Annotated in this window: 10 protein-coding genes and 1 tRNA gene; 8 read left to right on the plus strand and 3 right to left on the minus strand. The window is 41.7% G+C overall.

What is annotated here, in order from left to right; genetic code table 11:
• Positions 1-327: 327 nt before the first annotated feature.
• From MLE17_RS11720 to MLE17_RS11735, 4 genes are all read left to right on the plus strand, one after another.
• A complete protein-coding gene (locus tag MLE17_RS11720) occupies positions 328-1,824 on the plus strand; it encodes a 2-isopropylmalate synthase (RefSeq protein ID WP_243348990.1) in 1,497 nt (498 codons plus the stop codon).
• 77 nt (positions 1,825-1,901) lie between these two features.
• Positions 1,902-3,293 carry a 3-isopropylmalate dehydratase large subunit gene (gene leuC, locus MLE17_RS11725; RefSeq protein ID WP_243348991.1) on the plus strand — a complete coding sequence of 464 codons (1,392 nt, stop codon included), beginning with the start codon at positions 1,902-1,904 and terminating at the stop codon, positions 3,291-3,293.
• A gap of 94 nt (positions 3,294-3,387) precedes the next feature.
• The gene (gene leuD, locus MLE17_RS11730) at positions 3,388-3,969 is read left to right on the plus strand and encodes a 3-isopropylmalate dehydratase small subunit (RefSeq protein ID WP_243348992.1); all 582 of its coding nucleotides are present in this window, start codon (positions 3,388-3,390) and stop codon (positions 3,967-3,969) included.
• Between the two features lie 167 nt (positions 3,970-4,136).
• Entirely contained in the window at positions 4,137-5,636 is a 1,500-nt protein-coding gene (locus MLE17_RS11735; RefSeq protein ID WP_243349005.1) for an alpha-isopropylmalate synthase regulatory domain-containing protein, read from the plus strand.
• Positions 5,637-5,685: 49 nt separating this feature from the next.
• Here the strand turns inward: MLE17_RS11735 and MLE17_RS11740 are convergent, their stop codons facing one another.
• Together MLE17_RS11740 and MLE17_RS11745 are read right to left on the minus strand one after the other, a co-directional pair.
• The gene (locus tag MLE17_RS11740; RefSeq protein ID WP_243348993.1) at positions 5,686-6,174 is read right to left on the minus strand and encodes a GNAT family N-acetyltransferase; all 489 of its coding nucleotides are present in this window, start codon (positions 6,172-6,174) and stop codon (positions 5,686-5,688) included.
• Positions 6,175-6,181: 7 nt separating this feature from the next.
• Complete coding sequence (locus MLE17_RS11745) at positions 6,182-6,628, minus strand: thioredoxin family protein (protein ID WP_243348994.1); 447 nt, start codon at positions 6,626-6,628, stop codon at positions 6,182-6,184.
• A gap of 142 nt (positions 6,629-6,770) precedes the next feature.
• Here MLE17_RS11745 and MLE17_RS11750 point away from each other — a divergent pair.
• Both MLE17_RS11750 and MLE17_RS11755 read left to right on the plus strand, forming a co-directional pair.
• Positions 6,771-6,855: transfer RNA gene (locus MLE17_RS11750), tRNA-Ser, on the plus strand.
• A gap of 396 nt (positions 6,856-7,251) precedes the next feature.
• Positions 7,252-8,064 carry a polysaccharide biosynthesis/export family protein gene (locus MLE17_RS11755; RefSeq protein ID WP_243348995.1) on the plus strand — a complete coding sequence of 271 codons (813 nt, stop codon included), beginning with the start codon at positions 7,252-7,254 and terminating at the stop codon, positions 8,062-8,064.
• A 370-nt stretch (positions 8,065-8,434) separates the two neighbouring features.
• Here MLE17_RS11755 and MLE17_RS11760 read toward each other — a convergent pair whose 3' ends face one another.
• Complete coding sequence (locus tag MLE17_RS11760; protein ID WP_243348996.1) at positions 8,435-9,406, minus strand: type I phosphomannose isomerase catalytic subunit; 972 nt, start codon at positions 9,404-9,406, stop codon at positions 8,435-8,437.
• A gap of 212 nt (positions 9,407-9,618) precedes the next feature.
• On the opposite strand from MLE17_RS11760, the gene MLE17_RS11765 reads away from it, so the two are divergent.
• Together MLE17_RS11765 and MLE17_RS11770 are read left to right on the plus strand one after the other, a co-directional pair.
• Positions 9,619-10,620 carry a cation diffusion facilitator family transporter gene (locus MLE17_RS11765; RefSeq protein WP_243348997.1) on the plus strand — a complete coding sequence of 334 codons (1,002 nt, stop codon included), beginning with the start codon at positions 9,619-9,621 and terminating at the stop codon, positions 10,618-10,620.
• 32 nt (positions 10,621-10,652) lie between these two features.
• The gene (locus MLE17_RS11770) at positions 10,653-11,342 is read left to right on the plus strand and encodes an L-rhamnose mutarotase (protein ID WP_243348998.1); all 690 of its coding nucleotides are present in this window, start codon (positions 10,653-10,655) and stop codon (positions 11,340-11,342) included.
• Positions 11,343-12,096 lie beyond the last annotated feature (754 nt).

Below are 12,096 nucleotides of genomic sequence, written 5' to 3' on the forward strand. Positions count from 1 at the left end.
ATGTTTTTTGCTCGAAAATCTTATACTTTCTAAGTTTAATGCAGAAAAAAACGTTGATTTATTTTGCGTGTAAAAAAATATCTCTATCTTTGCATCATAAAATTGAAGATATGAACACTATTTCATTACATTTTCTACTGCAAAACTCTATTATTCTCCCGGGTAAATCAGGCAGAAGAAAGGTGGGTATGTAATATGGTGATGTGTCACAAAATATAATGAAGCCTTTCTCACTCCCTGGTGAAAAAGGCTTTTTTTTATACTATAATCAAAAACGGCTTCCCTAAAGGGGGCTGCAGTATTGCAAATAATTTAAAACAAATAGTTATGTCTGATAGATTGTATGTTTTTGACACAACGCTGAGAGATGGCGAACAGGTGCCAGGCTGTCAGTTGAATACTATCGAAAAGATTGAAGTCGCTAAGGCATTGGAGGAGTTGGGTGTGGATGTTATCGAAGCCGGATTCCCGATTTCTAGCCCGGGAGATTTTAATTCAGTAATTGAAATATCTAAAGCAGTTACATGGCCAACCATTTGCGCACTGACCCGCGCTGTCGAAAAAGATATTGAAGTAGCTGCCGATGCGTTGCGTTTTGCTAAACACAAACGTATCCACACCGGTATTGGTACTTCGGATTATCACATCAAGCACAAATTCAACTCAACCCGCGAGGAAATAATCGAACGAGCAGTGGCTGCCGTGAAATATGCCCGTCGCTTTGTGGATGATGTGGAGTTTTACGCTGAAGATGCCGGTCGCTCGGATAATGAATATCTGGCTCGCGTGGTAGAAGCGGTAATCAAAGCCGGTGCTACTGTGGTAAATATCCCGGATACTACCGGTTATTGTTTGCCTGAAGAATACGGCCGCAAGATTAAATATCTGATGGAGAATGTAAATGGCGTGCATAATGCAATCCTTTCTACACACTGTCACAATGACCTCGGAATGGCTACTGCAAATACTATTGCCGGTGTAATGAACGGTGCGCGTCAGGTTGAGGTGACCATCAACGGTATTGGAGAGCGTGCCGGTAATACTTCGTTGGAAGAGGTGGCTATGATTCTGAAGAGCCACAAAGATATCGGTATCGATACCAACATTAATACGAAAAAGATTTACGGTATCAGCCGCATGGTTTCGAGCCTGATGAATATGCCGGTTCAGCCGAACAAGGCTATCGTAGGTCGTAATGCGTTTGCTCACTCTTCTGGTATTCACCAGGATGGTGTTTTGAAAAATCGTGAAAGCTATGAAATCATTGATCCGGTAGATGTAGGGGTTGATGAAAACTCTATCGTATTGACTGCGCGCAGTGGTCGTGCAGCATTGAAACACCGCTTGGAAGTGTTGGGCGTTACGCTTGATAAAGAGAAGCTGGATCAGGCTTACGAAGATTTTCTGAAACTTGCCGATAAAAAGAAAGACATTAACGATGACGATGTCTTAATGTTGGTAGGCAAAGAACGCAAAGAAAATGGACGTATTAAACTTGAATATTTGCAGGTAAGTTCTGGTGTAGGTATTAAGCCGGTTGCCAGTGTTTGTCTGACTATTGCCGGAGAGCCTTTCGAAGCTGCTTCTTCTGGTAACGGCCCTGTTGATGCTGCAATCAATGCGGTAAAACAGATTATTCGTCGCCAGACTACCGTGAAAGAGTTCCTGATTCAGGCCATTACCAAAGGTAGTGATGATGTGGGTAAAGTTCACATGCAGGTAGAATATGAAGGTTCTGTTTACTACGGTTTTGGAGCCAATACTGATATAATTGCCGCTTCAGTGGAAGCTTATATTGATGCAATCAATAAATTTGTCATCTGACCAAATCGCGAGAGAATTTAATTAAATCATAAAAATCGTCGGGGTAATTTGATGGGATTCCGGCAAAGAAGAAGATTATGAATACATTATTTGACAAAATCTGGGATGCGCACGTAGTAACTGCGGTGCAGGATGGTCCCACTCAATTGTACATTGACAGACACTTCTGTCATGAGGTAACCAGTCCGCAAGCGTTTGACGGATTGCGTAAAAGAGGTTTGAAAGTTTTCCGTCCGGAAAAAACAACCTGCTCTCCTGACCACAACATTCCTACTTTGAATCAGGAGAAACCAATCGAAGATCCTATTTCTCGTTTTCAGGTAGAAACATTGACCAAAAACGCAACTGAGTTCGGTGTAACTCTTTGGGGATTGGGTCACAAGAAAAACGGTATCATCCACGTAGTAGGACCGGAAAACGGTTTGACCCGTCCGGGTATGACTATCGTATGTGGTGACAGCCACACTTCTACTCATGGTGCTTTCGGTTCTATCGCATTCGGTATCGGTACCAGCGAGGTAGAGATGGTATTGGCATCTCAGTGTATCCTTCAGCCTAAACCTAAAACGATGCGTATCAACATCGAAGGTAAACTGGGCGCTGGTGTAACTGCAAAAGACTTAGCACTTTATATTATTTCAAAACAAACTACCGGTGGCGCTACCGGATATTTCGTAGAATACGCCGGTGAGGCAATCCGCTCAATGAGCATGGAAGAGCGTATGACCGTTTGTAACCTGAGTATCGAGATGGGTGCACGTGGTGGTATGATTGCTCCTGACGAAACTACATTTGAATACGTAAAAGGTCGTGAATTCGCACCTCAAGGTGAAGAGTGGGACAAAGCATTGGCTTACTGGAAAACGTTGAAAAGCGATGACGATGCGGTATTCGACAGAGAAGTAACTTACAACGCTGCTGATATTCAGCCAATGGTGACTTACGGTACCAATCCGGGTATGGGTATGGGTATTACCGAAAATATTCCTACTTTGGATACCATTGATGACGCTGGTAAAATTTCTTACGTGAAATCTTTGGATTACATGGGCTTTCAGCCGGGTGAAAAACTCGAAGGTAAAGCTATCGACTATGTATTCCTAGGAAGCTGTACTAACGGTCGCATCGAAGACTTCCGTGTATTTGCTAACTTTGTGAAAGGCAAGAAAAAAGCGGATAGCGTAATTGTATGGTTGGTTCCTGGCTCTTGGATGGTAGAGCAACAAATCCGCGAAGAAGGTTTGGATACAATCCTGACTGAAGCAGGTTTTCAACTTCGTCAGCCGGGATGTTCTGCATGTTTGGCTATGAACGAAGACAAAGTTCCTGCCGGCAAATATGCGGTATCTACCTCTAACCGTAACTTCGAAGGTCGTCAGGGACCGGGTGCCCGCACTATTCTTGCAGGCCCGCTGGTAGCTGCTGCTGCTGCGATCACCGGTAAAATTACCGATCCTCGCAAGTTGTAATTTTTAGAGAACAAAAAAAGATTTGTAATTATAAAATAAGCCCAAATACCCGCAACCTTCTCTTCTTGGGAAAGGTTGGGTGGGGTCTCTAATTATGGAAAAATTCACAACATTAACATCGACTTGTGTGCCTCTTCCAATCGAGAACGTGGACACAGACCAAATTATACCAGCTCGCTTCCTGAAAGCGACTACCCGCGAAGGTTTCGGTGATAACCTTTTTGCAGACTGGCGTTATGACAAAAGCGGTGCTCCGATTAAAGAGTTCATTTTGAACAATCCTACTTTTTCGGGAGAAATTCTTGTGGCAGGTAAAAACTTCGGTAGCGGTTCAAGCCGTGAGCACGCTGCATGGGCAATTGCCGGTTACGGTTTCAAAGTAGTAGTTTCTAGCTTTTTTGCTGACATCTTCAAAGGAAATGCACTGAACAATGGCGTTCTTCCTGTTGTTGTAAGCGAAGGATTTTTGGCAGAAATGTTCGCTGCAATCAATGCTGATGCTGCTGCGACTGTGACTGTGAACCTCGAAGAGCAAACAATCACGAACAACGCTAACGGTAAAACCGAATCATTCGATATTAACCCATACAAAAAAGGTTGTATGTTGAACGGTTTCGATGATATCGACTATCTATTGAGCAACAAGACTCTGATAGAGGCCTGGGAACAGAAATAATCTTTCCGCCATATTGAAACCCTGAGGCACGAAGGGCACCAAGTTTCACTTAAGCTAAGTGTCTCTTCGTGCTCTTAGTGTCTCAGTGTTTTTTAGTATTTGACAAAACTGAACGATTAAGAGCGATTTTAATCGTAGAAATGGAGAAGTGCATGAAGATAGAAATAATGGACACCACCCTGCGTGACGGGGAACAAACATCCGGAGTCTCATTTGCGGCACAGGAGAAACTAAGTATTGCCTGTCTGCTTTTGGAGGATCTGAAGGTTGATCGTATAGAGATTGCTTCGGCGCGTGTGTCGGAAGGTGAATACGATGCCGTAAACAGGATTATCGACTGGGCTACCCGTAAAGGGTATCTGGACCGTATTGAAGTGTTGGGGTTTGTTGATGGAGGAGTTTCTCTGCAATGGATTAAGAATGCAGGCTGCCGAGTGGTGAATCTTTTGACAAAAGGGTCTCAAAAGCATTGCGAGTTTCAGCTTCGTAAATCCCCTGAAGAGCATCTGGCTGACGTTAAAAAGACTATTCTTTTGGCTCAGGAGATGGGTATTCAGGTGAATCTTTATCTGGAAGACTGGTCAAACGGTATGATGGATTCACAGGATTACGTCTTCTTTATGATGGACGGGCTCAAAGATATGCCGGTTAAACGCTTTATGTTACCCGATACTCTGGGAGTGCTTAATCCGTACAATACCTACGATTATTGCCGGATGATGGTGAAGCGCTATCCTGACCTGCATTTTGACTTTCATGCTCATAACGATTATGATTTGGCTGCTGCCAATGTCTTTTCAGCTGCAAAAGCAGGGGTGAAGGGAATTCACACTACAATTAACGGTCTGGGTGAGCGTGCCGGTAATGCTCCCTTGTCGAGTGTTATCGCCGTGCTTCACGATCAGTTACAGACGAAGACCCACATTGTGGAAAAGAACATGAATCACGTCAGTCGCGTTGTAGAGTCATATTCCGGAGTGACGATTCCGGCAAATAAACCGGTAATCGGAGCGAATGTCTTTACCCAGTGTGCCGGTATTCACGCTGACGGAGATAACAAAAATAACCTTTATTATAATGATCTCTTGCCAGAACGATTTGGCCGAACCCGAGAGTATGCTTTAGGAAAAACCTCCGGCAAAGCCAATATCCGAAAGAATCTCGAAGATTTGGGAATTGATCTGGATGAAGAATCAATCCGTAAAGTGACCGAGCGTATCATAGAGTTGGGAGATAAGAAAGAGATTGTAACACAGGAAGATCTTCCATATATTGTTTCAGATGTATTGAAACAGGATGTTAAGGAATCCAATGTGAAGATTCTGAATTATTCGCTTTCACTGGCGCAGGGACTGAAGCCTGTCGCTTCTTTAAAGATCGAGATAGACGGCCAGATGCATGAATCAACATCTAATGGCGACGGTCAGTATGATGCCTTTATGAAGGCTTTGAAGAAGGTGTATAAGAAATTGGATCGTTCATTCCCGATGCTGACCAATTACAGCGTTAGTATTCCTCCAGGTGGACGAACCGATGCTTTTGTTCAGACAGTAATTTCTTGGTCATATAACGGGGTGGACTTCAAAACCCGTGGTCTGGATGGGGATCAGACTGAAGCGGCAATTAAAGCGACAGCTAAAATGCTGAATAAGATTGAAAATCTATAGTTTTCAGATAACAAAGAAGGATGTAGGCTGGGGCTTACATCCTTCTTTGTTATAAATCCAGACACATTAGATAGTCGTCAAGCAGGAACTTATCCAAGTATTGGTCAACCTCCTTTTCTTTTGTAAATCCTAATCTCTTGTAAGCTTCAATGGAAGCTCTATTGCCTCTGTTTACGTATAGTTTTAGTTTGCTTGCTCCCTGGCTTCTGGCATATTCCTTTGCGACTTCCATCGCTTTACGTCCAATCCCCTTACCATGCAGATGTGGGTAGATGTATATTTTGTGGAGTTTGCAGGTTTGCATTTTCTCCATCTCGCAGGCTATAAATCCCGCAGGTTGCTGGTCGTATTTAAAAATAACCCAGTATACCCCATGGCTTAGTTCCTCTTTTATTCTGTCCGTACTATACAGTTTTTTGAGCATAAAGTCTATTTGCTCTATACTGAGAATTCCGGGGTAGTGCTGATGCCAGATTTCGTCTGCTAAATGTTGAAGCAGCGGTATGTCTTTTTCTGTAGCAGTGTAGAAGTTGATCATATTTATATTAAAGACTGGAGGATTCGGACTTCAGAAGCTTGAGCTGGATTAATGTGTCTAGTTCTGACCGGGAGATAAGTCCCAGATTTTTAGATGGCTTGCCATTGACTGGGATAAAAAGTAAAGTAGGGATAGCAAATATCTTAAACTGTTGAGCCAGTTCACGTTCCTGATCCACATTTACTTTATAGATGATTATATCCTTATTTTCTTTAGCTACTTCAAGTAAAATCGGGGAAAGTTTTCTGCATGGAGTACACCATGTGGCGCAAAAGTCAATGATGACCGGCTTTGGTCCTTTATATTTCCGCTGTTTGTCCAGATTTCCAATTTTTCTCAGGAATTGAGTTTTATTGATATTCTGAATTGCAATGTGTTGTTGGTTTTGGGCTTTAATGTTTGAAATTGAGTATGTTATTATACCTAAGGCAAGAATAAGTAAAGTTCTCTTCATAAGTATTGTCATTAAGTAGGTTGTGTAAAAGTACTATTTCTATATGAAAAGTGCAATTTTTCTGTCGAAACATTTGCAGGATTAAAAAAAAGCCGTACCTTTGCAACGCTTTAGAAATAAAGCACCGACCTGAACAGCGTCTGGAGAGATGGCAGAGTGGTCGAATGCGGCGGTCTTGAAAACCGTTGTACTGCAAGGTACCGGGGGTTCGAATCCCTCTCTCTCCGCAAGCAATCAAAAAACTACAGCTAATAATCTTATAAACAGATTGTTAGCTGTTTTTGTTTTTGTGTTTTTCAAAAAATGCAACCAGATTGCAACTGGTTAAAATTCTCTCATTTATTTCAGCTCAATAAACCGCGTCCTAAGGGCGTGGTCAGAGACGTTTTACGGGTTTGCCTGAAAATAGTCTATGTTTCACGACAGTCTGTTCTCTCTTTAAATCCGTTGTTTGTGTTTTAAATCATTTAACCGACGATTGTTTTTGAGTAGGTGACCTCATAAGTTTATAGAAACCATTACCTTTGTCTCGGATTTTTGAAAAGGCTTTTATTGTTAGGCCTGGTTATTTGTATTTGTAGAAACTAATACTCTCGATCAGGCTTTTGTAAAGAATATATTGTATGAGTAAATGGTTTTCTCTGTTGGCTATTGTATTTATCTTGCTGACATCTTGTCAGGTCAATAAGAAACTGGTCTTGATGCAGGGCTTGGGTGAAAATGTAAATCTCGCTACAGCCCGTCTTGATTCATTGCCGGAGCCTGTTATCAAGAACGGGGATTTGCTCTATATAGATGTCTACACCTTATCCATGGAGGCGTCTGCTCCTTATAATAAGCTGGGGATGGTAGAGCCGGGAGCTACAAGTAACTTATTGAATACTAGAAATAACAATAGCAATTCTACAGTGAATGCTTATCTGGTAGATAAGAACGGCGAAATAGAGTTTCCGGTCATAGGGAGACTAAAGGTTGTCGGAATGACGCATTACCAGTTGGAAGACTTTATCCGTAAACAGACTTACCCTCGTTTCCTGAAAGAAAACCCTATTGTGACTGTACGTTTTCAGGGATTCAGTGTATTTATCATGAAGGAGCTTGGTGGAGCCACAGAAGTCACAACAACAAAAGAACGAATTAATATCCTCGAAGCTATAGCAAAGGCTGGTGGCTTGTCAATCACCAGTCGGAGAGACAACGTATTGGTCATACGGGAAAATCAACAGGGAAAACGAGAGGTATTCCGTGTGGATCTTACCGATAAAAACCTGATCTATTCGCCTTATTATTACCTACAACAAAATGATCTGGTTTATATTGAACCATCCAGAAATAGTCTCTACTCCTCTGTTCTTTCGAGTAATTGGGGGGTAGCCATGCAAGTGATTTCGCCTTTCCTGACCCTGACTTCGCTGTTGCTATTGTTGAAAAAATAATCGTTTAAAATCAGTTATCGAAAGGTCAAGGTTGTCTGAGATAGAAAGGCTTACTAAAGTCAAAACAGAATTAAGATAAGAAAAAGGTGCTTCTGGCGCCTTTTTTTTATGTTCCCGGGATTACATCCCCCCCCTTCGATATATTAGTTTCCCCGAAGGAATTTTAGCAGCATAGTATATAAGAGTAGTTGTTAGATTCTCAATTAAGAGGCCTTAGAATTGACTGTATGTAAAGAAATGCTTTGGTTTTTGTTTTTAAATTACAAACGACCTCCTTTGATAATGCCTTTTAGGCTGGCACCCAAATAAAAATCCCTGAATATGTTCCAACATTCAGGGATTTGCTTTTTTCTTACAAGAATTATTTGCTTTACGGAATATAAGTCTCCATAAGTTGAGCATTACCTTCCGGTGAAATAGTAACATCGGCTACTGAAGCAGGAATCAGGGCCGTTTCGCCTTTGCTGATTGTGATGGATCGACCATTGATATCCTTGATTTCGGCTTTGCCTTCCATACAGATATAGATAATGAAAGAATCCTTGTTCAGGTTGTCGCGCTGGATAGAATTATTTAGATCCAGCAGGTTTGTTTCAAAATATTGGCAGGTAGCTAACGAAACTGCAGAGTCGGTCTTATTCTCATACGAAGTTTTGTAATCCGGATACAGATTGTAGTCAATGGCGTCCTTTGCCAGCTCGGTATGCAGTTCGCGTCCATTGCCCTGAGCGTCTTTTCGGTTATAGTCGTAGATGCGGTAGGTGATGTCGGAGGTTTGCTGGATTTCGGCAATGAATGTACCAGCCCCAATGGCATGAACACGTCCGGCAGGTAAAAAGAAAACGTCACCTGGCTTTACAGGGTGTTGTTGCAGGCTATCCATGAAAGTGTTTTCTTCTACTGATTGCACATATTCTTCAGGAGTGATGGATTTGCTGAATCCTGAATAGAGTTTAGCGCCTTCTTTGGCAGAGATAACATACCACATCTCAGTTTTACCGAAAGAGTTATGTCGTTTCCTGGCTAATTCATCGTCAGGATGTACCTGAATAGAAAGATCATCACAAGCGTCGATGAATTTAATTAATAAAGGAAACTTCGAGCCGAATCGGGCAGCAACCTTCCTTCCAAGCAAGGAGGGGCCGTATTGAGTAATCAGCTCTTCTAATGTCTTTCCTTTCAAATTGCCGTTACTGATTACCGATACATCACTTTTTACATGAGAAATCTCCCAGCTTTCGCCAATTCCGTCTAGTTGCGGTTCGATATTTTTAAATTTGCAGATTTCACTGCCACCCCAGATGGTGGATTTCAGAATTGGATAGAATTTTAATGGATACATTGTGGAATTTTTGTGTGATAAATAGTTAGTAGTTAAAATGTAATTTCCGGTTGTGAGTTAGTTGAGACAAATTTACGTTATTGAAAATGAAAAGAGCTATTTTCTTCCGGAATAAATTGACGATTGCTTTAAATCGCAATTTGTTTATCGATAGGTAAATCATCCATTGATAATTTGTAAGTTTGTACAGTTTTTGCATTTTATCAAGAATTATGAATGTAGATAGATATAAAATCAGAGTGCAACGTCAGATTGTGACAGTATCCGCGTTTCTGTTGGTTGCAAAATTCGTCGCTTACTTTATGACGAACTCGGTAGGGGTTTTCACCGATGCCATGGAGAGTATTGTGAATGTTGTGGCCGAAATGATCAGTTTGTACAGCCTTAACTTTGCCAGTAAGCCAAGGGATAAAGATCATCCTTTCGGTCATGGTAAGGCGGAAACTTTGTCGGCATCACTTGAGGGTTTCCTGATTGCGATGGCTGGTGGAATAATTATCTATGAAGGAGTGGGTCGTCTGATTGCCCCCGAAATGCCAAAGAAGCTCGATATTGGTATTATTATCGTTGCTGCTGCCGGATTGATTAATTATCTGTTAGGTTGGTATAGTATCCATGTGGGCCGCAAACATGATTCAATCGCTCTTGTGGCGGGAGGGAAGCATTTACAATCGGATACTATTTCATCCATTGGGCTTGTGATTGGTTTGATTATACTGAATGTAACCAAACTGCTTTGGATTGATGGGGCTTTGGCGTTATTATTTGGCGGGATTATTTTGGTGACCGGCGTAAAGGTTCTTCGTGAGACAATTGCAAACCTACTGGATGCCGCCGATTCTCAGATGTTGAATGTGGTTTCGGAGACGTTGTCTAAGAACCGGAAAGAAAACTGGATTGACGTACATAATCTGAAAGTAGCAAAATATGGCGGAGCATATCATATTAATTGTGACCTTACTTTGCCCTGGTATTATAATATAAGAGAGAGTCACATTGCCTGCGATGAACTGGTAGATGCTTTCGGGCTTGAATTCCTTGACCGGGTACAACTGGCTATCCATTCGGACCCTTGTAAACCGCACCATTGTTCAGGATGTCTTATTGAATCGTGTACGCAACGCCTTCATCCATATCGAAGCCGGATAGAATTTACCGTAGAGCAAATAACCAATTCGGATGAGACCAATCGATTGGCAAAATTGAATGAGTAGCAGTCGTCTTGATAACCTATCTTTATATAACCATGAAACGCATATTGATTCTGATCTTTGTTTTTTTTCTACTTTGTATCGGTATTTCCGTTGAGGCTGCAAAGAAAGGCTCGGTAGAATTGCCATCAGTTATTGAGATTGTTGGAAAAGCAGGGGATGAGGTTTCTGATTTTCGGTTGAGATCATTCTGCAAAGAACAACATCTCCCGGCTACATCTATATATAAATGGAAAAATCACCTGGTGCTTTATGCCCGCTTCTCGAAACAAAACGTATATAACCGGATAAAGGTGCTGTATCCTTGGGCGGCAGTGAGATATTACAAAACTCCGTTTTATGTATTTGATCGTACTCACTGCAATGACAAGAAGGTGGCTAAGGAGTGGGAAAATATCCTTTTGACCGCTAATCTGGTAAAAGATACATTGCTTCAAAAAGAGTATTTGCAATATCATGCGACACAATACCAGGAATGGCCCGAAGTGTCGAATGGATTTTGTAATGCCGACTTTCAGCAATTGCTTGTATTTCGCAGTGGCCGCCAACTTATGCTTGTGATTAGTATTCCTAAGGGAAGGAGTTTGGATGAGCTGAATCCTAAGACCACAGAAAATAATCCCCGTGTGGATGAGTGGAACCGCCGTATGGCTAAATATCAGGAAGGCTTGCCCGAAGCAATGCCCGGTGAAGTTTGGTCTTTCCTTAAACCCATTAAAGAATAATTACCCTTTGGGCGCGCCATTTCGGGTCGGGCTTGCGCTGTAGTCCTCTAAATATAAGATCCCCTCAAATGCAGGATGCTATAAAAACACCAGGTTTTATGGCATCCTGCATTTGTTTATTTTCTTTTGATCTTTCTCATAGTAGATTGCAAGTCCTCATATTCTATTCATCCGGCCTGCATCTACTCTATTTTAGTAGCAAAAAAGTATTGTTATAATTAAGGTATAGCATAGATGTAGCATATTTTTAAATGTATGCTATATCTATACTATAATAGATAATATGGGGAGAAGCAGCAACGGAGGAAGATATAATATGTTCTGAACTACTCTTTAGCGTAAAGCTTCCTTGAGACATAAATATCTTTCATGTGGTGTCCACGTAAATTAATAGATTAATATAACATGCCTGGCTTTTTCGTCAATCAGATGTTGTTTTACCTCCCACTTCCCCGAAGCTTCAAACTTTGGGGGACTTTTTTTATGGAAAGGCCATTTTATAGCGAGTCCTCCAATAGATATCCCCGATGTAACCTCTAAATCGTCCCCCTTCCAAGCAAATTCTCGCGGCGTTTTTCCCGGAAATCCACGAATCCTCCCCATCACACAAAAAAAATCATTTTATACGCCCACTTACGCTCAGTAGGTTATGTTCTTTAACAGAAAAAAGGCGTCGTATAATTTGGAGCGAATAGATGAACCGACTACTTTTGCACTCGCTAAACAGGAAGGGCAGCGGCCCAACGGAGTAAGC

It is taken from the genome of Parabacteroides sp. FAFU027 (genome assembly GCF_022808675.1).
GTDB lineage: Bacteria > Bacteroidota > Bacteroidia > Bacteroidales > UBA7332 > CAXXIC01.

Coding starts and splice junctions, on each gene's coding strand:
- MLE17_RS11720 (WP_243348990.1), top strand. CDS start 328: ATGTCTGATAGATTGTATGTTTTTGACACAACGCTGAGAGATGGCGAA.
- leuC (WP_243348991.1), top strand. CDS start 1,902: ATGAATACATTATTTGACAAAATCTGGGATGCGCACGTAGTAACTGCG.
- leuD (WP_243348992.1), top strand. CDS start 3,388: ATGGAAAAATTCACAACATTAACATCGACTTGTGTGCCTCTTCCAATC.
- MLE17_RS11735 (WP_243349005.1), top strand. CDS start 4,137: ATGGACACCACCCTGCGTGACGGGGAACAAACATCCGGAGTCTCATTT.
- MLE17_RS11740 (WP_243348993.1), bottom strand. CDS start 6,174: ATGATCAACTTCTACACTGCTACAGAAAAAGACATACCGCTGCTTCAA.
- MLE17_RS11745 (WP_243348994.1), bottom strand. CDS start 6,628: ATGAAGAGAACTTTACTTATTCTTGCCTTAGGTATAATAACATACTCA.
- MLE17_RS11755 (WP_243348995.1), top strand. CDS start 7,252: ATGAGTAAATGGTTTTCTCTGTTGGCTATTGTATTTATCTTGCTGACA.
- MLE17_RS11760 (WP_243348996.1), bottom strand. CDS start 9,406: ATGTATCCATTAAAATTCTATCCAATTCTGAAATCCACCATCTGGGGT.
- MLE17_RS11765 (WP_243348997.1), top strand. CDS start 9,619: ATGAATGTAGATAGATATAAAATCAGAGTGCAACGTCAGATTGTGACA.
- MLE17_RS11770 (WP_243348998.1), top strand. CDS start 10,653: ATGAAACGCATATTGATTCTGATCTTTGTTTTTTTTCTACTTTGTATC.